The sequence below is a fragment of the Corynebacterium pseudogenitalium genome (assembly GCF_024453815.1).
GTDB lineage: Bacteria > Actinomycetota > Actinomycetes > Mycobacteriales > Mycobacteriaceae > Corynebacterium > Corynebacterium pseudogenitalium.
Genome location: NZ_CP072934.1, coordinates 1,954,668 through 1,981,004 on the forward strand (window position 1 = coordinate 1,954,668; position 26,337 = coordinate 1,981,004).

At 63.3% G+C, this 26,337-nt stretch carries 21 protein-coding genes; 3 read left to right on the plus strand and 18 right to left on the minus strand.

Annotated elements, in window-relative coordinates:
* From folE to dacB, 5 genes are all read right to left on the minus strand, one after another.
* The gene (gene folE / locus KBP54_RS09445) at positions 1-573 is read right to left on the minus strand and encodes a GTP cyclohydrolase I FolE (protein ID WP_256001066.1); all 573 of its coding nucleotides are present in this window, start codon (positions 571-573) and stop codon (positions 1-3) included.
* Positions 563-2,869, minus strand: coding sequence for an ATP-dependent zinc metalloprotease FtsH (gene ftsH / locus KBP54_RS09450; RefSeq protein ID WP_256005527.1), 2,307 nt, complete (start codon positions 2,867-2,869; stop codon positions 563-565). The genes folE and ftsH overlap by 11 nt, the downstream gene beginning before the upstream one ends.
* Positions 2,870-2,887: 18 nt before the next feature.
* Complete coding sequence (gene hpt / locus KBP54_RS09455) at positions 2,888-3,496, minus strand: hypoxanthine phosphoribosyltransferase (RefSeq protein WP_176754803.1); 609 nt, start codon at positions 3,494-3,496, stop codon at positions 2,888-2,890.
* Positions 3,497-3,574: 78 nt separating this feature from the next.
* A complete protein-coding gene (tilS, locus tag KBP54_RS09460) occupies positions 3,575-4,480 on the minus strand; it encodes a tRNA lysidine(34) synthetase TilS (protein WP_256005529.1) in 906 nt (301 codons plus the stop codon).
* Positions 4,481-4,482: 2 nt separating this feature from the next.
* On the minus strand, positions 4,483-5,745 hold the full coding sequence (gene dacB, locus KBP54_RS09465) for a D-alanyl-D-alanine carboxypeptidase/D-alanyl-D-alanine endopeptidase (protein ID WP_256005530.1): 1,263 nt from the start codon (positions 5,743-5,745) through the stop codon (positions 4,483-4,485).
* Positions 5,746-5,834: 89 nt separating this feature from the next.
* Between dacB and KBP54_RS09470 the strand changes: the two genes are divergently transcribed.
* A complete protein-coding gene (locus tag KBP54_RS09470) occupies positions 5,835-6,311 on the plus strand; it encodes an inorganic diphosphatase (protein WP_256005532.1) in 477 nt (158 codons plus the stop codon).
* Between the two features lie 233 nt (positions 6,312-6,544).
* Here KBP54_RS09470 and KBP54_RS09475 read toward each other — a convergent pair whose 3' ends face one another.
* The 3 genes from KBP54_RS09475 to KBP54_RS09485 all read right to left on the minus strand — a co-directional run bounded on the left by KBP54_RS09475 (position 6,545) and on the right by KBP54_RS09485 (position 10,562).
* A complete protein-coding gene (locus KBP54_RS09475; protein WP_256005533.1) occupies positions 6,545-8,839 on the minus strand; it encodes a hypothetical protein in 2,295 nt (764 codons plus the stop codon).
* Positions 8,840-8,962: 123 nt separating this feature from the next.
* Positions 8,963-9,757 (minus strand): hypothetical protein, encoded by a 795-nt coding sequence (locus KBP54_RS09480; protein WP_256005535.1) that lies wholly within the window; start codon positions 9,755-9,757, stop codon positions 8,963-8,965.
* Positions 9,758-9,863: 106 nt separating this feature from the next.
* The gene (locus KBP54_RS09485) at positions 9,864-10,562 is read right to left on the minus strand and encodes a sortase (protein WP_256005536.1); all 699 of its coding nucleotides are present in this window, start codon (positions 10,560-10,562) and stop codon (positions 9,864-9,866) included.
* A 49-nt stretch (positions 10,563-10,611) separates the two neighbouring features.
* Here KBP54_RS09485 and KBP54_RS09490 point away from each other — a divergent pair, with 49 nt between their 5' ends.
* Together KBP54_RS09490 and KBP54_RS09495 are read left to right on the plus strand one after the other, a co-directional pair.
* Positions 10,612-10,902, plus strand: a complete 291-nt coding sequence (locus KBP54_RS09490; protein WP_070363433.1) for a rhodanese-like domain-containing protein — start codon at positions 10,612-10,614, stop codon at positions 10,900-10,902.
* Positions 10,903-10,944: 42 nt separating this feature from the next.
* On the plus strand, positions 10,945-11,370 hold the full coding sequence (locus tag KBP54_RS09495) for a MarR family winged helix-turn-helix transcriptional regulator (RefSeq protein ID WP_070361882.1): 426 nt from the start codon (positions 10,945-10,947) through the stop codon (positions 11,368-11,370).
* Between the two features lie 120 nt (positions 11,371-11,490).
* Here KBP54_RS09495 and KBP54_RS09500 read toward each other — a convergent pair whose 3' ends face one another.
* The 10 genes from KBP54_RS09500 to KBP54_RS09545 all read right to left on the minus strand — a co-directional run bounded on the left by KBP54_RS09500 (position 11,491) and on the right by KBP54_RS09545 (position 26,175).
* Complete coding sequence (locus KBP54_RS09500) at positions 11,491-12,336, minus strand: class C sortase (protein WP_256005539.1); 846 nt, start codon at positions 12,334-12,336, stop codon at positions 11,491-11,493.
* Positions 12,333-13,574, minus strand: a complete 1,242-nt coding sequence (locus tag KBP54_RS09505) for an LPXTG cell wall anchor domain-containing protein (protein WP_256005541.1) — start codon at positions 13,572-13,574, stop codon at positions 12,333-12,335. Before KBP54_RS09505 ends, KBP54_RS09500 begins: the two co-directional genes overlap by 4 nt.
* A gap of 18 nt (positions 13,575-13,592) precedes the next feature.
* Positions 13,593-15,119: a SpaH/EbpB family LPXTG-anchored major pilin gene (locus tag KBP54_RS09510; RefSeq protein WP_256005542.1), complete on the minus strand. Its 1,527-nt coding sequence runs from the start codon at positions 15,117-15,119 to the stop codon at positions 13,593-13,595.
* Between the two features lie 5 nt (positions 15,120-15,124).
* Positions 15,125-20,887 (minus strand): CshA/CshB family fibrillar adhesin-related protein, encoded by a 5,763-nt coding sequence (locus KBP54_RS09515; RefSeq protein WP_256005545.1) that lies wholly within the window; start codon positions 20,885-20,887, stop codon positions 15,125-15,127.
* A gap of 175 nt (positions 20,888-21,062) precedes the next feature.
* Entirely contained in the window at positions 21,063-21,569 is a 507-nt protein-coding gene (locus KBP54_RS09520) for a DUF2335 domain-containing protein (RefSeq protein ID WP_177224263.1), read from the minus strand.
* A gap of 764 nt (positions 21,570-22,333) precedes the next feature.
* The gene (gene ppk2, locus KBP54_RS09525; protein WP_070361875.1) at positions 22,334-23,233 is read right to left on the minus strand and encodes a polyphosphate kinase 2; all 900 of its coding nucleotides are present in this window, start codon (positions 23,231-23,233) and stop codon (positions 22,334-22,336) included.
* Between the two features lie 138 nt (positions 23,234-23,371).
* A complete protein-coding gene (locus tag KBP54_RS09530; protein WP_255366114.1) occupies positions 23,372-23,500 on the minus strand; it encodes a hypothetical protein in 129 nt (42 codons plus the stop codon).
* Between the two features lie 53 nt (positions 23,501-23,553).
* The gene (locus tag KBP54_RS09535) at positions 23,554-23,694 is read right to left on the minus strand and encodes a hypothetical protein (RefSeq protein WP_168156160.1); all 141 of its coding nucleotides are present in this window, start codon (positions 23,692-23,694) and stop codon (positions 23,554-23,556) included.
* Between the two features lie 1,621 nt (positions 23,695-25,315).
* Entirely contained in the window at positions 25,316-25,510 is a 195-nt protein-coding gene (locus KBP54_RS09540; RefSeq protein WP_070361874.1) for a hypothetical protein, read from the minus strand.
* Positions 25,507-26,175 carry a single stranded DNA-binding domain-containing protein gene (locus KBP54_RS09545; RefSeq protein WP_143000799.1) on the minus strand — a complete coding sequence of 223 codons (669 nt, stop codon included), beginning with the start codon at positions 26,173-26,175 and terminating at the stop codon, positions 25,507-25,509. Before KBP54_RS09545 ends, KBP54_RS09540 begins: the two co-directional genes overlap by 4 nt.
* Positions 26,176-26,337 lie beyond the last annotated feature (162 nt).

Here is a 26,337-nt window from a genome sequence, read left to right on the forward strand (position 1 = left end):
TTAGCTCCTTATCAGGCTCAAGACCTCGGCCCGGGAGGCGGCGTTCTTCTGGAAGCCGCCGCGCACCGCGGAGGTCGTCGTCACGGCACCAGGCTTGCGGATGCCCCGCATCGCCATACACAGGTGCTCACATTCCAGCACCACAATCACGGCGGAAGCCCCCAGCTTATCGACGATCGCGTCCGCAATCTGCGCCGTCAACCGCTCCTGCACCTGTGGCCGCTTCGCGTACATATCGGCCAGGCGGGCGAGCTTCGACAGGCCCGTGACCTTGCCTTCCTTGCCCGGGATGTAGCCGACGTGCGCCTTGCCAAAGAATGGCACCAGGTGGTGCTCACACGTGGAGTACACCGGGATGTCGCGCACCAGCACGAGCTCTCGGTAGTCCTCCGCGAACGTCTTCTCGAGTACCTCGGTCGGGTCCTGGTGCAGCCCCGCGAACACTTCCTCGTACGCCTTCGCGACCCGCGCCGGGGTTTCCTTCAGGCCCTCGCGGTCCGGGTCTTCGCCGACGGCGATGAGGAGTTCGCGCACCGCGGCTTCGGCGCGGGCGCGGTCGAACTTACTGGTCATCCTCGTTGCTCCTGTGTCGTGGCAGCTGTTTGGTTTCTTCCTCTGACGGTCGGTCGGGCTGGTCGGGCCGCTCGTGCTCCGGCAGGCGGAACCCGATTTCCTCGTCCGGACGGTAGTTGTCCATGCCCGGGTGCGTATCCGGCTCAGGCTTCGGCACAGGCTCAGGCTTTGGCCCCGGCGCGGGCTCACGCTTCGGCGCGCCCGGGTACGTCCAGTCGCTCGGCGGCTTCGGCCCGCCGTAGGTCGGGGCGCCTCCCGCAGGTGGCGGTGGCAGCGGAGCGCCGTGCTCCTTCTCCCGTTCTTTTCGACGCCGCTCCCGCGTCTCACGCGACGCCTCAAGGATGGAGAAGCGCTTCGGCGGCTCCTCGCCACGCTCCTCGGCAAGCTCGACCGGGGTCTTGACGGGCTCGCGGCCGAACTGGCGGCCGAAGCGGATGTCGTAGGCAGGCAGCTCCGGCCGGTGCGGCTCCACACCCTCGAGGAGCGCTTCGAGGTCTTGGCGGCGCAGCGTTTCCTTCTCCAGCAGCTTGGACACCATGGTGTCCAGCTGGTCGCGGTACTGCTCCAGGATGCCGTAGGCGGTGGCGTGGGCGGCGTCGATAAGCGTGTGTACCTCCTTATCGATCGTGGCCGCAACCTCCGGCGAGGACTCCATCTTGGCGCCCGCCCCCATGCCGGAGAAGGCGTCGCCCTGCGCCTGGCCGTACTTCACCGTGCCCAGCGCCGAGGTCATGCCGTACTCGGTGACCATCGCGCGCGCGATCTTGGTGGCCTGCTCGATGTCGTTGGACGCACCCGTGGTCGGCTCGCCGAAGACGAGCTCCTCCGCGGAGCGCCCACCCATGGCGAAGACGAGCTGGGCGAAGAGCTCGTCGCGGTTGTACATGCCCTTGTCGTCCTCGTCGGCCGTCATGGCGAACCCGCCGGTGCGGCCGCGGGCGAGGATGGTGACCTTGTAGACGCGCTCGATGTCTTTCAGCGCCCACGCCGCGAGCGTGTGCCCACCCTCGTGGTAGGCGGTGACCTTCTTCTCCTTCTCCGAGATCACCTTGGAGGAGCGGCGCGGCCCGCCAATCACGCGGTCCGTGGCCTCCTCCAGCGCGTCCGGGGTGATCACGTTGCCGCCAATGCGGGCGGTGAGCAGCGCGGCCTCATTGAGCACGTTGGCCAGGTCAGCACCGCTCATGCCGGCGGTGCGCTTCGCCAGCGCATCCAGGTCCACGTCCTTGGACAACGGCTTGCCCTTCGCGTGCACCTTCAGAATCTGGGCGCGCCCCGCGATGTCCGGGTTCGTCACCGGGATCTGGCGGTCGAAGCGGCCCGGGCGCAGCAGCGCCGGGTCCAGGATGTCCGGGCGGTTCGTCGCCGCGATCAGGATCACGCCCTCGCGGTCGCCGAAACCGTCCATCTCCACCAGCAGCTGGTTCAGGGTTTGCTCGCGCTCGTCGTGGCCGCCGCCCATGCCGGAGCCGCGCTGGCGGCCGACGGCGTCAATCTCGTCGATAAAGATGATGCAGGGCGAGTTCTCGCGTGCCTGCTTGAACAGGTCGCGCACGCGGGAGGCGCCCACGCCGACGAACATCTCCACGAAGTCGGAGCCGGAGATGGTGTAGAACGGCACCCCGGCCTCACCCGCAACTGCGCGGGCGAGCAGCGTCTTACCCGTGCCGGGCGGGCCGTACAGCAGCACGCCACGCGGGATCTTCGCGCCGAGCGACTCGTAAATCTTCGGGTCAATGAGGAAGTCCACGACCTCCTGCAGCTCATCGACGGCCTCGTCCGCACCCGCGACGTCCGCGAACGTATTCGTCGGATTGTCCTTCGACAGCTGCTTCGCCTTCGACGACCCAATCCCGAACATGCCGCCCCCGGCCTGCATGCGGTACATGAAGAAGAACAGCAGGCCGAAGATCAGCACCATCGGCAGCATGAAGCCGAGCATCGACATCAGGAAGGACTCCTGCGTCACGTTCGTCTTGTACTTGTCTGGCGCGGCTTCCTTCACCGCGCCGAAAATTTCCGGCGTGGTGCGCGCCGGGTACTGAGCGCTGATCTGCTCGACGCCCTCGCGCTCTTCGACCTTGATCGGCTCCCGCAGGTCAATGCGGACGCGCTGCTCGCGGTCGTCGATCTGGACTTCCTTGGCGTTCTTGTTCTGCAGCTGCTCCATCGCGATCGACGTGTCCACGCGCTGGTAGCCGCGGGTGTCATCCCCGATGAGGGTGAGCAGGTACAAAACAATAAGCACGGTGGCGCCGATCAGGCCCCACCGCAACACGTTTTTATTCTTGGTCATACAGCTCTTCTGTGTGTATTAGATGTCCTCAGGCGCGTCGGAGTAGACGCGAGGGTGCAACGTGCCCACGTACGGCAAGTCGCGGTAGCGCTCGGCGTAGTCCAGGCCATAGCCGATGACGAACTCGTTCGGGATGTCGAAGCCGACGTCGAGAAGATCAATCTTGGCCTTCTGCACCTCAGGCTTACGCAGCAGCGTGATCACCTCGAGGCTCTTCGGGTTACGCCCCGACAGGTTCTTCAGCAGCCACGACAGGGTCAGGCCGGAGTCGATGATGTCCTCGACCACGAGCACGTCGCGGCCTTCGATCTCCTTGTCCAGGTCCTTCAGAATGCGCACCACGCCCGAAGAGGTGGTGGAGCTACCGTAGGAGGACACCGCCATGAACTCCATCTCGCACGGGATGGAAAGCTTGCGGGCGAAGTCCGTCAAGAAGAACACAGCGCCCTTGAGCACGCACACGAGCACCAGGTCCTGCTCGGAGTCGCGGTACTTCTCGGAGACCATGTCAGCCAGCTCTTGGATGCGCCGCTGCAGGTCTTCCTCGGGTATCAACACCGCCTCTACGTCGTCTCCGTAGCGGTGTGGCGCAACGTTGAAATCCTTCTTGTCATACAGCTCGGTCATCGGGTGCCCTTTCTCAAGCCCTTCTCGGTTGGCATCAGTTCATCATCTTGCCACTTTCACGTCACCTTGGACAACCATTTACGCGAACAGAAGCGTTGTGCCGCGCCGCTCCACCCGCACTCCCCCGCCGAGCTGCACCGCGCCCTGCCCCCGCCAGTTCGTCACCAAGGCTTCAATCGCCGCAACGTGGGCACCTTTGACCTCCCCCCGCTTCTCGACGACCCACTCCGCCAACACCGCCCTCCTCACCACCGACGGCAGTGTTGCGAGCTCCGCACAGTCCAGCGTGTCTTCGTTCGCGGCCGGGGTGATGCGCTGGAGCTGCGCCGCGGCTTGCGCGATCCGGTCCGCCGTGCCCGCCAACGCCGGGACCACCTCCCCACCGACGATCTCCTCCAGCAGCGGAATCACCCGGTTGCGCAGCGCCACACGCCGGTACCGCTCGTCCTTGTTCATCGGGTCCTGCCAGGGTGCGACGCCCAGTTCGGCGCAGGCGCCCGCGGTGTCCGCGCGGCGGACACCCAGCAACGGGCGCACCAACCTGCCCGCGCGCGACGCCATCCCTGCCGGGTTGCCGCGCAGCGCCCCGAGCAGCAGCGTTTCGGCCTGGTCGTCGGCGGTGTGGGCCGTCCACACATCCCGGTCGGGGCCGGCGTGCTCGAACAAGGCCGCGTAGCGGGCCTGGCGGGCGTCGGCCTCCGTGCCCTTACCTGTGTGTGTGATTTGGATGGTCGCGATTTCCGCGGGCACCCCAAAGTTCCGCGCCTGCTCCGCCGCGCGCCGGGCCACCGCCGCCGACCCCTCCTGCAGCCCGTGGTCCACCACCAGCGCCGTCACGTCCAACCGTTCCGCTGCGGCCGCCGCCACCAGCGCCAACGAGTCCGCCCCACCCGACAGCCCAATTACCGCAGGCTCCGTCCACCCGCGCACCGCGCGGCGGCACGCCAAAAAGTGGGGGCTGCGCCGGGGCCAGAACGGCTCCATCGCTAGAACTCCCGCAGCGCCGAGGCAAACATGTCCATCGCCCGGCGCGCCTCCAGAATGTCCGAGTCATTCGAGAGCAACGCGAAGGTGTACACGTTGCCGCTTTCCGCAGTCACCGTGCCGGCCAGCCCGGACGTCTCGTCCAAGGTGCCCGTCTTCGCGCGCACCCACCCACGCCCGGCCAGGTCCCCGTAGCGAGTGGCCAAGGTGCCGTCGCCAGCCGCGACCGGCAGCGCGTCCAGCATCGGGCGCAGCTGCTCGTGCTGGGTGGCATCACTCAGGATGCTGTCCAACATGCGCGGGGTGATCCGGTTATCCACCGACAAGCCCGAGCTGTCCACCAGCGTGATGCCGTCCGTGTCAAAGCCGTGCTCCGCCAGGACGTGCAGGGTGGCAGAGGGGGCGTCGATACCTACGTGGGCCGCCACTTCCCTGCCGATGGCTTCCGCGTAGACGTTGTCGGACTCTTTCATCATCATGTGCAGGCGCTGCACCAGGTCCGGCGACTCCACGCTTGCCAGCGTCTCCGCCTCCGCAGGTGCCGGGCCGATGCCGACCGTCTGCGCACCCACGCGGTCCGCGAGCGCCTGCGCCACATCCAACGCCGGGGTATGCGAGCGCGGCACGTCCCCCTCCGTCTCCCCGTTCAGGCGGCCGCCCGAGAGCATCGCCGGCTCCAGGGGCGCGACGAAGCCGCCATCGATGTCCACGGGGTCCCAGCCCGGCATCATGGTCGGCTGGCCCTCCCACGCCTTCGTGTCGATGAAGACGGCGGTAACCTGCTGGTTTTTGAGTTGCTCGGCGAGCTGGTCGATGGCCATCGCATCCAACCACACGTCACCGTTCGCCTTGATCACGACCGAGCCCGGCTGCTCCCCACTCACCACCTGCGTCTCGATCCTGTCATCCGCCCCCAACTCCAACACCGCCGCGGCAGCCGTCAGAATCTTCGTCGTCGACGCCGGGCGCAACGCCTCCCCCGCCAACCGATCAAACAGCACCTCACCCGTCGAACCGTCCGACACCCGCGCGTGGAACGTGCCCAACGCGGGGTCCTCCGCAAGCTTCGCCAGGCGCGCCTGCAGTGCCTGGACATCCACTGGGCGTGGCACCGCCGGCACCAACACCGGCTCCGCCTGCGGCAACTGATACGCCGGGGCGTGTTCAATGCGCGCCAACTCCTGCTGCGCCGCCACACCGAAGCCAGCCGCGCCACCCACCGCGACCAACGCAACCCCGCCAACAATCCAAGTCCAAAGCTTCACGGCGCATAAGCGTAGCCCAAACCCACACGGCGACGCAGCCCCGTATGATAAGTACCGGTATTATCAACGCGACTACAAAAGGAGCGCACATGGCTGTCGAAGTCACCATCGAAATCCCCAAGGGTTCCCGCAACAAGTACGAACTCGACCACGAGACCGGCAAGGTCTACCTCGACCGCTACCTGTTCACCCCGATGGCCTACCCACTCGACTACGGCTTCATCGACGAAACCCTCGCCGACGACGGCGACCCAATGGACGCCCTCGTCATCCTCCCTGAGTCCGTCTTCCCAGGCGTCATCGTCAAGGCACGCCCAATCGGCGTCTTCAAGATGACCGACGAAGCCGGCGGCGACGACAAACTCCTCTGCGTCATCGACGACGTCCGCTACGACCACTACCAGGACATCGACGACGTCTCCCAGTTCCTCAAAGACGAAATCGAGCACTTCTTCGTCCACTACAAGGACCTCGAGCCGAACAAGGAAGTCTCCGGCTCCGGCTGGGGCAACAAGGCAGAGGCTGAGAAGATCCTGCAGGCCTCCATCGACAACTACAAGAAGTAGGTCGCTGCTTCTAAGTGTTTGCCGCCTGGGTGTTCCCGGGCGGCTTTTTGCTTGGCTGTGCACCAAATTCCCTCATTTTCACAGAGCCCCTCGACATTTCCCCAGGTCGCTGGGAGTGAGTGTGGGATTTTGGTGCGTCCCCAGCCACCCTCAGTGCCAAAGGACGCAATTCCATCTCGCTGAGGCGGCAAAACCCCAGGTCACGAAAAAGCGGGTGCGTCCTTTGGCACTGACTAGAACTTGAGGTGGTCCTTCGCCCAGAACGCCGCAGCGCCAAGCAGCGCCAGCAGTGGCACCACGATCGCCGCGATGATGCCACCCTTCGAGCTGCCCTCGCAGTTCTCAGAGGATCCACTTGAGGAGCCATCCTTCGCGCAGGTAGCAGGCGCCCCAACGCTTGGCTCGGGTGTGAGCTCACTTGTCGACGTCTCCACCTCCGGCTCCGAAGTCTGCTCAGTTGTCCGCGTGGTGGACTCGGTCGTGGTGGCGGACTCGGTCGTGGACTGGGTGGTCGTAGTGGCCTCAGTGGTGGTTGCTTCGACGCTAACCGAGGTAGAAGGTTCCGTCGAGGTAGTCGTCGGAGCGGCCGATGTCGTTTCGGTTGTCCGCGGCGCGGACGGCTCCGGCTTCGGCTCCTCCGAGGTCGAAGGCTCCGCGGACGGCTCCGACGTGGTCGACGTAGTCGTCGGCGTGGTTACTTCGACGCTAACCGAGGTAGAAGGCTCAACCGAAGTGGTCGACGGAGCAACCGAAGTCGTTTCGGTTGTCCGCGTGGTGGACTCCACCGAAGGCTCCACCGAAACTGAAGTAGAAGCCGAGGCCGAAGGCTCCTCCGAGGCGGAGGTTGGCGTCTCCGAGGTGGTTGGGGTGGTGGACGAAGGGGACGTCGTCAAGCTGGTTGAGGAGCTCGGCGTTGGCTCCTTCGCCAGCAGCTCGTCGAGGTTCTCCTGCGCCTCGTTGACGCGGAAGAAGGTGCGGTCGAGGTCGGCTTGCGCGTCGTTGATGAGCGGCGGGTAGTTCGTGCGGCGCATGATGTTCATGCGGGTCTCGGCGACCTTGTGGTCGAGTTTCGCGGCGTCGAGCGCGAGGCGCGCGGCCTGAACGTTGCGCGGCTTCACGGCGGGCTCGTACAGCGGCGCGTCGCATTGCGGCGGGGTGGCACCGCAGTTCGGGCAGCAGCGAGGCGACGACGTGGAGGTCTCCCCACTTGTCGACGTCGCCACCGTCGGCGTTGTCCGCGTCGCGGAAGTCGTCGACGTGGTTGGGGTGGCCGACACGCTCGGGGTTGCCGAAGTGGTTGTCCGCGGCGCGGACGTGGTAGAAACCGGCGTGGTCGGGGTGGTGGTGGTTACCGGCGCGGTTGTACTCGTCGTGCTTGAAGACGGCGAGCTGGACGTGGTCGATGTCTGCGTAGTCGAAGCCTTCGTGGTTGGCGTGGCAGACGTGGTTGGCGTCGTCGCCGGCGTCTCTGGCTTCAGCTGTTCGCGCAGCTTATCGAGGTTGTCCTGCGCCTCCTTGAGTGCCCGCTCGGCGTTCTTGAAGCGGTTCTCCGCAAGGATCTTCGCCACCGTGTCGGAGGCGTTCTGCAGCTCGACACCCGCAGCGTTGAATTCGGCTGCGGCCTGGTCAACGATGTGCTGCCCTTCCGCCTCGGTGGAAGGCTTCGGCGGCGCAACGTATGACGGCAAGACGATACGGGTGGTAGTCGGAGCCTGGGATGACTTTGACGAAGGCTTCGGCGAAGGCTTTTCCGAGGAAGACGTGGCAGACGAGGAAGTAGGTGTCGTGGTCTCCGGCGTGATCGTCACCGTGATGGTGGGCGCCTCGGAGGTCGTCGGGGTCGGTACCGGCTGGGCGCTCGGGATGGTCGGCATCGGCAGTGGTGGTAGGTCCGGGAAGGACGGCTGGCTCGAAGACGAAGAAGACGAAGAAGTCGAGGACGTAGTCGGCGTCGGCTTCGGACGCTCGGACGTCGTCGAAGTTGTCGTGGTCACCAGCGGGGGAACAGGCGACGGCGACGGGGTAGGCGTCGGCTTCTGGCGCAGGTTGTTGCGCAGGATGAGGATTTCGGCGTCGAGAGGCTGCGGGGTAAGTCCCGGCTTGCGCGAGCGACCAGAGACCATGAGCAGGTCGTCGCAGCTGTGCGCGAGTGCCATCGCGTGGCCCATTTCGTGCGCGATGGTCATGATTCGGCTGGTCGCGCCAACCGTGGACGCGAACATTTGCGGGCTAATCCGCACGGTGAGCGACGGCCCACCACCGGTCACTCGGCCGAGCACCGGCAGGCTTGGATCAACGAGCACGCTGACGGCCTCGGGCGTCTTGTGGTCGATGAACTTGATATCCAGGTATCCACCTCGGTCGCGCACGGCCTTGACCCACAGGTCGGCGGCGCGCTGGATGTCGGCGCGGTGGCCGGTGGTGTCGTAAAGGTAGAGGGTGTTGTTGCGGATGCCCGTATTGCGGTCACCCGCGAACGTAAACCGCGAAATGTCCAGTTGCTGCCCCCGCTTGAACTGCGACTTCAACGCTTTGCATTCACTGCCATTCGGCTGAACATCAACGTGCGCGTACGCGGGCGCCGTACCCCCCAATACCAGGGAGAAAGTACAGACTGCAGCAAGGACATTTCGAGTTTTCACAAAGGTTTACTATATGAGGTATCGGCGCCCGTATGCAAAGACGGCTGCACCAATTATCGACGCCACCACCAACGCAAACAGCGCCCGCACCAGGGTGTTGGATCCGGTCTCAGCCGCGATACCGCGCTGCTCTGCCGCCGGGGCTTCTGCCTGCGCCTGTGCTGGGGCAGCCTGCTGCTGCACCTCAACCGGCACCTGACCTGCAGCCTTGGAGGTTGCCAGGCCCTGGCGCGCCACCTCAGCAGCGTTTTCTGCCAGCAGCGCGTTGGAGTCCTTCACCTCAGCGTCGGTTGGAGGCTCGTTGATGCGTGCCAGGTCGGTGACGTAGGTCTTGCCGTCAGCGTTGAGGTAGTACGTCAGACCACCAATCGCGAGCACTGCCGGAAGCGCGATCAGGCCAGCTGCAGCCGGTGCCGGGTTGTTCGGGTCAACGTCTTCGGCGGTGAACGGAACGTCCTGGTGGTCGCCGGTCGGAGCTGGCTGCTCGACGGGGGTCGTCGCTTCGGTTGCGGTAGCTGCAGGGGCTGCGGTTTCGGCGGCGGGGGCGTCGATAAGCCCGGCGACAGCCGCCTTCGCCACGTCCACTGCGCGCTCGCGGTCAGCCGCCGAGAGCTGGTCAAAGGCGATGTTGACCAGGTTGCGGTCCGGCACGTAGTGGGTGCCGTCCTGGGTGAGGAAGTACTCGGCACCGTTGATGTCGTGGGTCACGGCTGGCAGCGGGACGTCCTGTGCCTGGGCCATGGGGACGATGGCGGTTGCGAGCGCGCCGGTCATGACGGCGGCCAGTACGGTGTTGCGCTTCATTAGGGGCTCCTTTGCTCAACATGAAGTCTCAAGTCTTACTTCATGGTTTAGCCCCACTGTAGACGCACTTCACCCCAGTCACAAGTGTTTACACAAAAAACTTCAGTTACTTTGCGCCCGTATCGGTCGGCGGCGCATCCAGCACAGACGCGAATTGCCACCCAATCACCGCGTTGCGAACCGAGTCCGCCAAAATATTGCGCGGCTGAATACAGGAGATCGTGAGCAGGCGCCCCGGGCGTGGCCCATCACCCCAAATATCGGCATCACCCGCCATCACCTCTTTCACCGGGTCATGCAGGTCAGTCGCACGGTAGGACAACCACTTCCCGCCGGCCGCCTCGGAATCGGCGGTGCGCAGGTACAGCATGTCCCCAACATGGATGGTGTGGTGGTCGGAGGAGCCGTCGAAAAGCTGGTCAAAGACCCCGTGCACCCCTGCACCCGTGTGACCCGCGACGACCACCAGGTCCTCAGCACCCGGGCCCGGCAGCGAGTACGGCTTATCCGACGCCGTGTAGACGCACGCCTTATCTAATGTGGCGGGGTCCAGCGCGTCGGCGCGCACGCGGCACGGGCCGTCCTCGAACTGCGCGCGAAGCCCCACCGAGGGGATAAACATCTCCAACGGCTGCGACTGGCCGAGCGTTGCAGGAGCCGGCGCGGGCGGCTCGGGCGCAGGCGTAGGCTCCTCCTTGCCGCACCGTACCGGCAGCGAGACGAGCACCATGAGCAGCACCAACGCCACTATTCGGCGCACCCAAAACACCCACTGCGGGGGGCGAGTTCGAGGAGGCGTGCGCATAGTGCAAATCGTAGCCGACACACCCGACACTTCCGCTACAATCGCGCACATGCAATCCATCAACGTCAACAAAGTCCCTGAAAACGCCCAGCTTATCGACGTCCGCGAGCCCGAAGAGTACGCCGAAGTCCACGCCGTAGGCGCCACCAACCTGCCACTGAGCGAACTGACCACCCTCACCGACCGGATCGACCCCGACCAGGACATCTACGTCATCTGCCGCTCCGGCGGGCGCTCCTCCCGCGCATGCGAATACCTCGAGCAGGTACACGGCTGGGAACCCATCAACGTCGAGGGCGGCACCATGGAATGGATCGCCAACGGGCTGCCCACCGAGTAGCACGGTTTCATTCCTGGCCAGCAGCCCGATACTCTGGGACTTATGGCCACGATTGAACTCCCAGAGGCGCTGACTACTTCGCCATCGTTCCAGATCGAACGCGTGCGCAGGCACACCAAAGACGAGGTGGAGCGCACCCTGGCGAAGCACGACTCCTCCATGCGAGAGTTCTGGGTGCTCAGCTGCGTCTCCGAGCAAGCACGCTCCCAATCGCAACTCTCCGAGCTGCTCGCGATCGACGCCTCCGACATGGTCCGCCTCATCGACTGCCTGGAGAAGCACGCGTGGGTCAAACGCGAACGCGACCCGAAGGACCGACGCCGCCAAATCGTGACCGCCACCAAGAAGGGCGGCAAGGCCCTGGCGAAACTCGCGGAGGATGTGGCCGCCGCCGAGGAACGCGCCCTTGACGCCGCCAACCACAAGCAACTCAAGAACCTGCGGAAGCTGTCGCAGGCGATTTTGTAGCTTTTGCTTGACTCACTTCGCGCGGCGCGCACCAAATTCCCGGGTTTCAGCAGACCCGCGCAGCGTTTCCCCAGTTCACCAGCCCGTCGCCGCGGATCGTGGTGCCCAGCAAACTCCCAGCTACTCCTCGACAGCGTCCCGCCGACGCTTCCACCGCCGGTACAGAATCAGCAGCAACACCACCAGCACGATCAGGGCCACGAGGATCATCCACCAGCTGATGCCCAGGCCGGTGACGCGCGGTTCGGGGGCGTCAGGGTCAAGAGGTACGCGAATGGCGTGGACGAGCAGCCTGTCAGTGTTGAGCCCGTAGGGGGTACACGTGATCAGGGTGAGGCGATCCTCCCCTGGTTGGTAGCCTACGGCCTGGTATTGGTCCGGTTTCACCACTTCGCGGCTGACCATCTGGTAGCGCAGTCGCTGCCCCATCACGTCTATGTAGATGTCTTGGCCTGCTTTGAGGGTGGGGAGGGCGTCGAACATGGCGGCGTTAACCATGCCGGTGTGGGCGGTGATGACGGCGTTGGTGCCGTCGCCGCCGACGGGGAGGGTGGAGCCGAACATGTGGCCTGCGCCGTCGTAGAGGACGTGGGGTGCGGTGGTGTGGTAGACGGGCAGGTCGACGCCGATGTCGGGGATGCGGATGCGCGCCATGATGCCCCCGGAGCCTGGCAGGTTGAGTTGTGCCATGTAGTCGGGCATGTCGGGGTCGTTTGTGGCGGGTGGGCGTGCGTGTGGACCGGTGGCCAGCAGGCGTTGGTTGTAGTCGCGGGCGCGCGCGAGTTGGGCGTCGCGTTCTTCGGCGCTGAGGCTGGTGGTGTGTTCGCTGTAGGCGTCGGCTTGGCGGCGGAGCTGCTCGTTGGTGGCGAGTGTGGCCACGATTGGGTACAGCAGCAGGAGCGCGCCGAGGATCAGCCCGATCAACGAGATGAGGTTCCCGGCGCGTTTGCGGTTGGGTTTGCTCACTGTTGTTGCTCGTCTTCTTTTCGACGCGCCAGCAACCATCCCAAAACGATCAAAGCGAGGGCGAGCAGCGCGAGCCAGATGACGTTAGCGCCTGTGTAGGCGAGGACTTGATCGACGCGGCCGCGCGGTCCGTCCTGCGAGGGCTGCGCTTCAGTTGTAGGTTTCGGTGTTTCCGGCGCGGTCCCCTGCGGGCCCGCAGGCCTCGGGCTCGTCGGCGCAGTGTCCGACGGAGCCGTGTCTGGCAGCCCTGGCAGCAGCGGTATCAGCGGCAGCAGGCCGAGCAGGCCCCACAGCCAGCGCCGATCCCCCTTGGAGGAGCCCTGCTGCGCAGGCGCCTCGATGAGTACGTCCGCGTGGGTGGCTCGCACGGTGACGTGGTTGCGTTCGGGGTCCATGCCGTCGGTGGTGAGGGTGGCGTCGGCACCTGCGGTGCCTTGCGCGGTGGCGCGGGCGCGCTGCTCGAGCGTGACGGTGGTGGTGGCGTCGGTTGCGCGGGCGCGCGCGAGTTTTTCCAGGCCGGACTTGGTCAAGGCTGCGCGCAGGCGGTTGCCTTCGCGGTGGAAGGTGACGTCACTCGGGCCGAGTGCCGCCCCGTTGATGCGCACGGTGGGTTCGCCGTCGAATTCCAGGTTTCCGGTGAGCGTGAGGGTGAGCTCGTAGTGGCCGATGGTGCCGTCGAGAGACGGGTTGGGCGCCACTCCGCGCACGGTGAGGGTGACGTCCTCGCCGGGGTGGACGCGCTTGCGGCTGGCCTCGAGCACGACGCTGAGTTGTTGGGCTTTCGGTTCCACGGTGCGCGCGGAGCCGCCCGTCACGGGCACGACGAAGGGTGCGAAGAAGACTTGCGACGCCGTCTTCGCCTCAGTGTCGCCAAGCGTGAAGAGGTACGCGCCGGGTTGCAGGCCGTCGAGGGTGACGCGTCCGCCGCTGGTGCGCGCGGTGGCGACTTCGACGATCGTGTCGGGCTGCGTACGTAGCAGTGCCGGGACGTCGAGGGTGGCCAGGGATTCGCGCCCGGCCTGGGTACTCATGTCCACGGTGGTGATGCGTGAGGCGGTGACGGTGCGCTCCCCGATGGTGTCCAGGCCGTCGACACCCGCGGCGGCGCGCAGGTCCACCGTGACGCTGCTCGGTGCCGCAGCCACCGCGGCGGGTGGCCCGAACGCAGGCATGCCGACGCCGGCAACGCCGACCGTTACGGCCAGCGCCACCGCCATCGCAGTCCCCGGGTTTCTCACCGCTGTGTGCTCCCCTACCTATGCCTTGCGGGAGCGCAGCTGGTAGACAGCGCCGCCGCCGAAGAGGACCACGCCGAGCGCCAGGATGATGAGCATGGTGCGCTCACCGGTTGCTGGCAGGCGGCCGAACAGGTTGTCCTTGACGTTGTTCACGCTGCCGCTGAGCGTCTTGGTTTTTGCGTCGTAGTTCAACGGCTGTGGCTCCGGGTTGTTCAGGTAGCCGGACACGCCCTTGGTTTCTACGGCGCAGTAGTCGGCAAACTTGCTGTCCTTCTTGGTCAGGTTGAGACCTTCGGCCTTCGCCAGGGCTGCCCCGGCGTGGTCGCCTTTGGCGACGGTCTTGTCGGCGGTCAGGGTCGTTTTCACCTCGTCTCCGATGACCACGCGCTGGGCAGCGGTGCCTTTGTCGACCTTCCAGGAGCCGTCGCCCTGCTTGGTGCAGGTGAAGATCTGGAACTCGGCGCCGGCGCCGTTCTTTTCGCCGTCCTTGGCCTGCTTGTTCAGCAGCTTGGTCACCTCAACCTTGGCGAAGTTCAGCGTCGTGGCGCCGTCGTTCGGGTCGTCGGTTGGGGTGGTGTTGTGCGGCTTATCGTCGTTGGAATAGTACACCTGCGCGGTGTTGTCGATCGTGCCGTTCTCGGGCAGTTTGACCAACTTCGCGTCGAACTCGGTGCGCACGATCAGGCCCGGATTGGCGGCGCGCAGCTCGCGTAGCTTCTTCAGGCCGGCCTCGGTGAACTCCACGGTGACGGTGTTGTCCCCTGCATCGGCCACGGTGTAGTGGTCGCCGGCGGTAAGCGTCTCAGGGGCGTCGTCGTCCGCGGACTTCAGCACCTGCACCTGCACGGGGTGCTCGGCCTGGCTCCACTTGAGGTTCGCTGACAGCGTATCGACGACTCTCAGCTGGTCACCTTCCGGGTTCGGGCCGAATGCTGGGATGGGAGCGTCGATACGGTAGCGCGCGTTGTCTCCCAGGGTGGTGTTTTCGCTGATGAGAGACTTCTTCGGCTCGAGGATCTGGTTCTTCGGGTTGATGGTGCGCTCGTACTGCGCCACGCCCTTTTCGAATGCCGGGAGGGTGAGCAGGAACGGAGTCGCCACGGAGTGCTTCGCGCCCTCGGCGCGCAGCTCGGTGACGCGGAAGAGACCCACGCCGAGGTCGGTGAACACGGCCTCGCCGTCAGCGTTCGTCGCCACTTCCTTCGCCTTAAAGCTCGGGTCCGCCTGCACATCGGAAACCTTCTTCTCGCCTTCTGCGGCGACGTCTTCCCAACCCTTCGCGGTGTTCAGCGGCGCGGTAGCGATGCGCTCGACCCTGAAGGTGACGTCCTTGATGGTCGTCATGCCATCGAGACTGCCGTTCTCACCGACCGGTTCGCCCTCGTACTTCTTGATCGTCAGCTTCGTGGCGCGGTTGACGTCGACCTGCGACTGGGCGACGGCGGCTGGCATCGTCGCAACGATGGAGGCGCCGACCGGTCCGACGAACGCGACGGCCGCCGCGGTGGAAATCGCGAGTGCGGAACGGGAAATGATGTGTTTCATGGTGTCTAACTTTCTGTTGTTGGAGTTGTTGAGGTTGAAGTCTGTGTGAGCAGGCGTCGGGCGCTGAAGCCGAAGATCAGCAGGCCGAGGAGCAGAATCCACACGAGTGTAGTGCTGCCGGTATCGGGCAACAACCAGCCAATGGTCGACGGCACCCGCAGCGCCCCGTACGTGGATTCGGCGCTGACCGCCCCGAGGGTGCCCGTGGCTGCCTGCAGCGTCGCGGTGCCGCGGTGGCGGAACGTTCCCTCCGCGGGGATGTCCACCGTGACGGTGCAGGTTGCGGACTGGCCCGGCGCCAGCGCCGCCCGCACCGCAGAACATGCGGCGGCGGGGATGGTGCCCTGCTCGCCGATGGTGTGCGGGCCGTCGGGCGTGCGCACGGTCATGCCTGCCAAGGCTGGGTCGCGCAGCACCATGTTGCTCAGGTCGAACTGGCCGGTGTTGGTCAGCTCGTAGGTGACGTCCATGGTGGTGGCGTGATCCGGCAACAGGGCGGTATCCACCACGTTGGTGACGCCAGACAGCGGGGTGCCTGCAATGCGCTTGTTCAGCGCCACGCTGGCGTACTTGTTCAGTGCGGTCGCCGTCCAGGCCTCGCCCGCGCGGGCGGTGTCGGTGGCCTCGGGGGCGAGCACCTTAAACGCCACGGTCGGTGTGCCGGTTTCAGGCTGGTAGCCCTCCCCCAGCTTGGCGCCCTGGGAGGTCAGCGCGAACGTGTACGTACCAGCCGTCTGCTCTTCCTCCACGGTGCAGTCGCTGCCCACGGGCACGTTCCGCAGCACGTGGGTCTGCCCGGCGCGCAGGGTAAACGGATCGCGGGTGCCGTCGCCGCAATTGGCACGGAAGGTGTAGGTGCCTTCTGCGTCGGGGGCGCCGGCAGCCTGCTTGGTGAATGCCACGTCCACGGTTGCCCGCGGGTGGTGCGCCTGCACACCGACGACCACCGCCGGGTCAGCCGCGGTGGTATCCGGAGCGTCGACGGGGACGTCCACTGCGTATTCGTACTGCTTGGCCCCCACGTCCTGCGGGGCGACGCCGTCCACGGTGGTATCCGGGCCGTCGTAGGTGCCGTTGTGCCAGGCGGCGAAGCCGAGGTACGGGCGGCGATCACCCGCGGACACTTCGAGCTCGCCACGCGCGCTGAGTGCCGCCGCGGCATCCATGGTCAGCGTGCACGAGGTCCCCGCCGGCACCTCCACGGTGCGCAGGCCGGTCACCGGCACGGCGTCCGCGCCGGGCAGCGGGCGCTCGGGAACTTCGGCCACGCTGAACTGGACTGGACGGATGGCCAGGGTGGCGTCGCCGTCTTTGCACACGAGCGTGCCCGTGTAGCCTGCGGGGTCCGCGCCGTGGAGGTACCCGGTTTGGCGCATCGCTACCTGCAGGTTGGTGGTGCGTCGGCTGATCTTGTTCACCAGGTGCAGCTCTGCGCCCTGGGTGGTGACGTCGGCCTCCACGCTGGGTTGGGCCGCGACCACGGTGAGCTGGGCGGGCACGTTGTCTACCGCGATTTCGCGCAGGCGACAGTGCGCACCGACCGGCACCGCGGACTCCGCGCCGCCTGTGGAGATGTAGCGCAGCCCGCCGTCGACCGCCGTGAAGTCACCGGGCTGCAGCTGGAGCGGCAGTCCTTCCACACTGGTCAACTCGGTGCCGAGCGCCCGGCACTGCAGCGCGAATCGCATCGTGTTCGCCTCGCCGAGCAGTCGCATGTCCGCGGAATTGCCTTCGATGTCTTTGCGCAGCTTCAGCGGCGCGGTCTGGTACACGTAGCGGCTCGTAGCACGCACCACGTTGGCCGCAGCGTCTTCTTCGACCACGAACGCAGGAGCAACCGCCGCCTCATTCCCCTGCTCGAGTGGCTTGCCCGTCGCCAGTGTCGAGTCCGGGCGGCTCACCGTCCAGTCCACCGCGTCCGGCAGCATTGTTGCCCGCAGCGAATCCTCCGGGGTGTCCGCCTGGAGGTCCAGCGGCGCATACCCGCCGAGCTCGACCGTGCAGGCCGCGCCAACCGGCACGCCTGCCACGCTGACGGCGCCTTCGCCGTCGACGATGGCGCTGCGGCGGAGCAATTCGGCGTCCCCGTCGCGGCACACCATCGTCACCGGGTGGGCGGGCAGCACCGCGCCGAGCGTCTTCCCCGTGGCCTCATAGTCCTGGCGCGCCGTCCCCGGCAGCACCACGCCGGTGCGCACGGTTGCGTCGGTGACCCGGCGGGAGAACGTGTTGATGAACTCCACCGAGTTACCAGCCCGCAAGACTGTAAACGTGTTGCCCGGTGTGCCGTCCACGGCGGTCGTGGCCGCCATGTGGATGCCCGGCTCCGGGGTCAGCGGGTTCTCCGCGACGGTGCAGCTACTGCCCACCACCAGGTCGCCCTGGGTTACGGCCACGCCATTGCGCACTGACGCCTGCAGCGACGCCCCCGGCGTCCCATCCGGCAGCACACAGCGCAGCGACGCCGGATACTCCCGACCAAGCCACGCCTCCTGCTTCGCAGGCGCGATCAGGCCCTTGGTCGCCGGGTCGAACCGCACGCGCTTGACCCCGGTGAGGGTGGCGCGCTGGTAGGCGAACTCGTCCTCCATGGCCAGCGTCGCGCGCTCCCCGACCGTAAAGGCAACTCCCGGCGCCAGCTCCGTGGACTGCTCGCCACCCGGCGCGTAATGGCCCACCGTAGTGTGAGTGATTGGGTAGTCCGCGCCCTTGCTGTTGGTACGCTGCGTGTCCACCGGGCTGCGCCGCGCAAGGGTGCACTGGGTACCTGCGGGGATTTCGGCGGCACTGAAGGTGCGCTGGGCGCCGTCGGCAAGCTGGAAGGTCTCTTGAAATGCACCGCAGCTCAACTGATAATCGACGCCCACCTTCGGGTACAGTGCCTGCTCCCCGGTGTAGCGCTGCGTGATGGTCAGCCCGTTGCCGGCAGGGGTAAACGTGTTGTTCACGGTGGCCGTATTGGTCTGGCCGGTGATGGTCAGCGCCACGTTATCCACGTCAGTGTCCCAGTTCACACCACCGGGCAGCTGAGGGCGATCCTCGGTGAAGGTACAGGTGTTGCCGTAGGGCACGCGCATGGTGGCGCCGGGGCCGTCGTCGACACGCGGATCCCCCACTTTCAGCGTGACGGGCGCACCCGGAGCGACCGTCGCGGTGCCCTCCAGCTTGATTGCCTCGACCGTGCCATTGCTCACGACGTTGCGGGAACCACACGCGAAGTTGAACGTGTAATTCGCGGGCAAGCTGCGCACCCCGTTGGCAGTCACGACCTTGGAAAGCTGTGCAGTGCCGTACTTGTAGTCGTAAGTACGGGTGATGGTGAATGCGTCCGCCTGCCCATCGCCGACCGTCAACGTCTGCGGCGCGACGGTCGTGCTCTGCAGCTCGAACGTGCGCACCGGGCCCTCGCCGGGAGCCGCGGTGGGCTCCTGCGAGCTCAACGTACACGTAGATCCGACCGGCATCTTCGGGATGACGGCGTGGCCATCAGTCAGCGTCACAGTGCCGGTGCGCTTCGTCGCGTCCGGGGCCGTGCACGCATAGTTCGCTCTGAAGCCCTGGCCCGTCACGGACGGCAACGCACCCGCCGGGCCCGCAAGCACCTGGTGCACCTGCACATCGGCGGTGCGGTAGTCGTAGGTGCTGCGGATTTCCACCGGCTCGGCGGCCGCAGGCCCGGTCGCAGGCAGGCGGAGCGCCAGCCCGTCCTGCTGCTGGGCGGCACCGGTGGCGTCCCTGCTGGTCAGGCTGATGTACTTCTGCTGCTCCGCTGTCAGCCCTTCGACGGGGCGCAACACGCAATCCTGCCCGCGTGGCACACCATCCACGGTCACCGGGGCGCCCCCGCGGACCGTGATCTGCCGCGCAGGCGCATTGGTGGCCGGGCAGCTGAGCTCAAACGTGAATTCCTGATTCTGCAGCACGGGCGTCGCCGCCGGGCCCTGCACCACATGACGCAACTGCAGCGTCGCAGTCCGCGCCGAGTACTGGTTCTCCGCCTCAACAGCCGCAGGTGCGGTATTCGGCTGCAGCGTCAACGTATGCTGCGCGCTGCCCTGGTTCGGGGTGCCGTGGGTGGCGCCATTCCACCGCAGATCCAGGTCCGCGCCCGACACCGCCGCAGGCGCGGTTTCCTTGAGGGTGCACGTCGCGCCGGCTGGCAGGCCGTCGACAAGCTGGCGAGAACCCGGCTGCACCTCGCGGGACCCGCTGAGCTTCACATCCGGGTACGCGGCCTGGAACCCCTCCGGGGCCGTGCACGCGTAGTCGATGGTGAACTTCTTGCCGGCAAGCTCCGCGTAATTGCTCGCCGTGCCGGTGACCCGCTTGTTCAGCTCCAACGATGCCGGGGCGAAGCGAGACTTCCAGTGCACGTTACAGTTGATTTCCCGGTTTTCCTTGTTCGCGAATTGCACCTCGGAGACGCCCTCCGCGCGGTTTTCCCGGAACCAAATGCCACTGCGCTCCGCATCCGCGCGGCTCAGCGGCGCACCGTTGTGCGTCAAACGCACCGGGGCCTGGTCAGTGTTGGCTCCTGGCTCGTACACGAAGGTGTCCGTGGCGCCGTCAGCGGAAATCGCGCTACACGTCCACTCCGGGGAGTAACGACGAAAGGCCAGATCCTTCCCAGCCATCGTCGACTGCAGCCCGACAGTATCCTCCGGCACACCGTCCGCGTTCAGACGACGCAGCACCGGAGTAGTGCTCGACCCACCGACTGGCTCAATCCAGTTACGCTGTTGCCCATCCTGGGTGAAAATCCTCGTCACCGGCTGCTCCGCCTGGCCGGTGAACGCCTGCTGCGCCGCCGTGTCCGCCGTGCCCAGCTCCTTGCCTTCCTGAGTGGAGATGCGGTTAAGCGCGATCGCCATCGCGAACGCCTGGTTGCCGCGCGGGTCCGGGAAGCGTGCCGTACCGCCCGAGTTCGACGCGATGCCAATCTCAAACGCCGTCGGCGAATCCAACCCAACAAGGAACGTGCCGTAGGTACCGCCGGAGTCATTATCACAGATGAAGTCACGTTTCTTGCCGCCCATGTCGGCCCACTGCCACTGATTCCTCTCGACGCCCGCCCCGAACGTCTTCCGGCACGCCTCACGACTGCCGTTCGGCGTCAGCCTAATCGGCGGATTGACCGTGCCCGTGCCGCCCGAGTTGGAGACATCCACGCTGATCATTTCGCCGCCGAGCACACTGCCCGTCGACTCGGCATCCGCAACCATCATCCGAAACGACGGCAGCGGCTGCCCGCGGTACGTGAACTTCACGTTGCGGAACGAAAGGCGCACGAAGCGGTTCTTCTCCGTCTGGAAAATGTCATTCGCGGTAGCCCCCGTCTCCGCAACGAAGAACGATTGCCCCGCAATCTGGTTCCCGAACGCAGCCCGGCTCCACGGCGGCTGCTGCCCCGCCGACAAGCTGCCCTTATTCGACCCCGTCCCCGTATCCGAGGCCTCCACCGTCACCGTGTACGTCAGCGTGTAATCCCCGAAACGCTTCGTCACATTGTGCGTCCCCGGCTTCGCAATATCCGACGCATCAATCCAACACATCTGGTTCGCCCACTTCTTGGCGTCCCCGTCCGCCTTACGAAACGAGCAGTCCCCAATATTGACGCGGCCGTTAGCGTCGGCGGCGCTCGCTGAGCTTTGACCGCCGAGGCCTCCGAGCACGGCAACCAGCGCGAGCAGCATGGACACAACTACTGCCGCTGCGGCTCGTCGCAGCCGAGGCGGTTCGCCAAATGCTGGCCAACCCGCTGTTGTCATGAAACCGCCCTTTTTGCTGTGCTCCAGCTTCTATGGATGCTTCTATTGGTGTAAAACACCGCAATCGTACCGTGCTCGAGGAGAGAACAGCAATACTTACAGAGCCTTAAGAATCCCCAGGTAAATGGGGGTGGGGGTTTGCTTTTTGGGTGGGCGCACTGTGGGGCCCTCCGCATTACCTTGCTGAGCTTTCTTCCCCTTTTCCTGAAGGACCCCATTGGGGCTTCTTCTTGGGAATAAACATACTGCCCAACAGGCTTAAGAAACCGAGAATCCCCATACCCGTTGCAAATGGAGTTCGGTCAAGCAGCTCAAGAATTACCGCCACAGCCAAAAACAAAACCGCTAGGCAGACAAACATCCACTGTCCTCTTCTCACCGCTCTCCCCTCTTCACGGATTGATTCGGCTAGAGCGTAGTTGACTGCGGCGTTGGACCTTGTCGCTTCATTCGCCGCAATGGCAGAGTCCTCTGCCATTGCGACAATTCTGTTTGCTAAACCAGCTTCGACCTCTTCGTAAGCTTGAAGTTCACTAGGATGAGGCAAAGGAGCAACTCGCATCACGCTCATGAGATCGTGCGTGACCCTGTTACTAACCTGATCTAGCACCTCGGCTTCTAAAACATCATCTTGTTCTGAGAGTCGATCGCCTGCCGCAGTGCCTGCCCCGTTTGCTTCCACGCTTTCTCCAGGTTTTCCGCTGGATCGTGGATACGTGCTTCCCGAATTATCCGACCGTCGCTGGAGCGAGCTATCACCCTGCCACGGGTCATGTTGCGCATCGTTCGAGTGCTCATTCGCCATCCCACCTCCATCTCCTGGTAAAGAACGTTTATTGTCCCATAGCCATTACACTATGACAATTATGCCATCGACATCCCTTTCTGGCAGGTAAGTACAGGCGACATCAGACTCCAACGTCCACGCACCAAATTCCTCGATTTATCCCCATCAAACCCGACGTTTCACCAGCTCACAACACTCGAGGTCCATATGGAATGTGGTCTTAGACCGGCATCCTCCCGCAGGTTTGAGGCGCCTCAACGATTAACTCTCTAACCGCCTGTCCGTCCGTTTCAGCCATTAATCCCACAGTTTCTCCGCGTAGAAGCCGCCGTCTGCAGCACTTTGCTAGCAGCGTGGCTTTGCACGACAGACGGGCTACCCATGCTAGAGTGTCCGACTAGCGTTGCACCTTCATCGAAAGCCGAGTCTCAGGCTTAAGGGTCTAAAGGGGCATTACTCCCATCTGCAATTCTGTTCACAAAATCCCGACTCCGCTCGTGATGACTATCCCACCCCAAATACCTATCCCCAAGAAGTCGGCTCCGAGGACCTATCAGGGGCTGAAGAGACATCATGCGTGTAGCCCCCAGCAAAAGCAGCAACGGAAAAGCGGGAAAGTCCCAACCCTTCCGTTGCTGCCTCCCAGATAGGCCTACTCCCTAGTCCCCGATCTGATCACGCCCACGCTTCACGATCAACGGGTCCGGCGTCCCCACCACATCATGGTCCTTGTTGGTGTATTCGAACTTGCTCAGGATGTAGCGCATCGCGTTGAGGCGGGCGCGCTTCTTGTCGTTCGACTTGATGGTGATCCACGGCGATTCGTCAGTGTCCGTGTAGCGGAACTGCTCTTCCTTGGCGTTGGTGTAGTCGTCCCACTTGTCCAGGGATGCGAGGTCCATCGGCGACAGTTTCCATTGGCGCACCGGGTCTACTTGGCGGATGGCGAAGCGGGTGCGCTGCTCTTTCTGGGTGACGGAGAACCAGAACTTGGTCAGCGAGATGCCGGAGCCAAGGATCATGTTCTCAAGCATCGGCACTTCACGGAGGAATTCGGCGTGTTGGGATTCGGTGCAGAAGCCCATGACGCGTTCGACGCCGGAGCGGTTGTACCACGAGCGGTCGAAGAACACGATTTCGCCTGCTGCCGGGAAGTGTTGGATGTAGCGCTGGAAGTACCAGGAGGTGGATTCGCGCGGGCTCGGCTTTTCCAGGGCGACGGTGCGCGCACCACGCGGGTTGAGGTGCTCGTTGAAGCGTTTGATGGTGCCGCCTTTACCCGCTGCGTCACGACCCTCAAAAATAATGATGTGGCGCTGACCAGTGTCTTTAGTCCAGTTCTGCCACTTCAGCAGCTCAATCTGGAGGGCACGCTTTTGTTCTTCGTACTCGCTCCGGCTGAGGCGTTCTTCGTAGGGGTAGTTTTCGCGCCAGGTTTCGATTGGTGTCCCGTCCGGCATGAGCAGCGCCGGGTCGTCTTCATCGGTGTCGTCGACGATCCAGCCTTCTACGGCGGCGAGGTCGATCATTGGGAGTTCGTCATCCTTGTGGTCAGCCATGTATCAAGTTTAACCCCATTGCCCCCGGATCGGCGCTGATTGTTGGTTTTTATTTATCGACGCCACCCCCGTTTTCCCACGCATTCCCAAAAGGGAAAACCCCGCCACATTTTGTGGCGGGGTTTGTATCAGGGGGTCTTAGGAAACCAGACCGATCAGCTTCACGATGGCGTCTGCGCCTTCGCCGAGCTGCTTCAGAATGGTCAGAAGTGCGCCTGCTACGTGTGCGTCAGACGAGAGGAACGCCCAGTTCTCGAGTGCCTGCATGAGTTTACTCCTTTGAGTTTAAAATCAGTGGGATGTTGAGAGTTAAGCCGTGATTATTTCGGCAGGGCAGTTGCTTTGTCGCCCAGCTTGCCGAAGTTGATAAACAGGTCCGGAATGAGGCGGAACAACTTGACGATATTGCTGGAGAAGGTGCTGAAGTCCTTCAACGCGTCGGTGATGACTGCGAGATCCATACTTACCCCTTACAGGTCTTGACATTGTGGGCGGGTGCCCGTGTGTCTACATTTCTTAAGGTTGCACACCGTGATGGTGTGTCTTAGCCGTTAATTTTGCACGTATTTTTAACTCACGTCAAGGCTTCGTGAATGATTCACCTCACATTAGGGGCACCCGGCGCGTGTACCTTACATACATGACGTGACAGCAAACGTTCAGGCGAGTTTCCCCAGCGCATCACCACAAAATATAAAATACTACTTAAGCTGCTGAAATGCGTTCATACAGGTGACCGCAAACTATTCTTCCACCGTTTCTTTGAACTTCCTGTGTAAAAGCGACATTCGAACCATTGTTGCACGGCCCCCTATTTCTGATAGTTCGCTGAGCACGGATCGTTACGGCTTTCGCTTCCACCCCACCGCCACGACGATCTCTCACCCCAGCTAAAAAGCGTTCGGCATTAGCGAACGTTCGGCAATACCGAACACCCCAAGCCATGTTGACTGGCATGCACGCTTTAGCCCAGATTTTTCGCCCGGCCGCAGATGTTAATCACTGTCGTCGATACAACCGTTCCTCGTGTTGGTTCGGTCTCGACAAACCTTTTCAATCGTGTAAAATCCGATACATAGTTTCCCCGTTCTCCTCGGAGGCGGGTTTTCTTTTTGCCTAGTTTCGCATGTGGAACTCTATCACGCTGTTATTAGTGGGTCACGTCTATGGCTCATGGCGGCAAAAGAGGATATGTTGGAGTGACGACGGGCCGGTTACCGGAGCGTTGTCGCCTGGAGGCGCCTAGGCTCCAGAGCTTTTTAAGACCTCAGAGAATCCGTTTTTAGAGCTAATGCCTAAGGATGACGTCTTTTCGTGAGATTGATGTCTCCTCACGCCTCAGTCCGAAGGCCAGCCAAAGCCCTGTCACGCAAACGTACCCCCGTTGCAACTACATAGATTTCTAAATAGTTTTTTGGGCACGGTTACTGAAGCGTCGCAGCACGGCAACACTGGAACCGTTTCGCCTGCCGAGGAACACACGCAGGTTGCCTGGTCGTATCACGGAAAACTCGTCTCCGAAGTCGTTGACGCTTGCGAGGTAGAACGATTTTCCGCGACCGAGAAACGCTTCAGGACGCAACGCTGGCGCTGGTTCGCGTCGCCAGAGACAAGGCAACCGCACGGGCCTCGACGAAGTCATCGAGCATTTAGGGTTTTCCCGGTCCGAGCTAGAGGCCGAACTTCACAGCAACAAAGCATAGCTATACAGCGCAAGTCACCCCGCGCATAAGCCCGCCTCATTGACGACGCCATCTACGACCTAGAAACCTCCAGCGCGGAGATACACAAATTGGGGTCACCTGTTAAACAAAGTGGTTGAGATCCTAAGGCCTTCATCCGCGAGTCCGCGATCGACAAACACCGCGAAGAAATGACCACACCCGAAGTCTGCGACTGGGTAGCACACTTTACCGGCCGGCACCCAGCAGCAACATCGTTAAGGAACTGGATTACTGACAGACGCAACGGCTACATCCGAGCTGCCCGGAGGGTGTTATCGGCAAAAACAGCGCGACGTTTCGTGGGGTACCCGCCATCCCCGCGGTGGCTACTTCCTCACTACGTTGTTGTTCGAAAATGCTACGCGCGCTTCTTCAGAAAATACGATTTCCAAAACCTATTTTTCGAACGATCCTCAGGGTAGCGACGTGCCATGAATTCATCTGTGCGGTGACGTGAAGTTTCGGCAGCTTCCAAAAGGGCAGCAACAATTTCAGGGTCGACTGACGAAATGTGCGCTTTGTCTTTACGTCGCTGCGGATAGCGTGTCGTCATTTGAGTTTCTCCTTCCCCTCATCTTCGTCATCGTAGTGCAAAATGAGCACCGGCAGGAGCATCGCAAAAATACAAATGAATCCAACGGAATATGGGATTATCCCAAGTGAACGAAGAGTTGTGTTTGTTCCACTCCTATTTCGTTCCGGTTCGGCAAAAGCGAGACCCCCACCTGGCGTAAGGTTTCCTGGACTACTCGACTCCTTGCGCAGTTGAGCCTCAAGAGCATTGGCGTAATCTTCAGCTGCCTGTGCGATTTCCTTTTCTTCTTCGGCGATTTTGCGCGAAGTCAAAACGCTCCTAATGAGACTCGGTGACTGCAATCGCATGAGGGCGTTGTTGGTAAGAGAGTTGTCAATTGCCCATTGCAGCTGTTTGTAGTACTCGGTGCGATCATCTGACTCTTTTTTCTGCTCAATAGTCTTGAACCCAGATATCAACGCTATAGCTGCAACTATTGGGGTCAAGCTAGGAAAAACATATTTGCATACCCTTGACAAATAAAACGGCCATGATAGGTCTGAACACCAAATATAGTATCCAGCAATTACACCGATTAATAGGAGAAATCCACAAACTAGGAGCTTGACCTTAAGCCGCTGAGAAGGCAACCGCTCTTCAGTACTTTTGGACAAAAATTTCCTATGTTGATTGAGATCGCCCATGTGCCACCCCCAGTATTAGCACTAGCACTATTACTTATTACTCCAAATAAGCAACACGTCAGGCGTAGTCGACGTGTGTTCCCCTTTGTACATTTTCCGTTTTGCGAGCACCCAGACACCACTACTTGCAGCTGGCCGAGGCAAAGCATTCGGTTCGTCCAA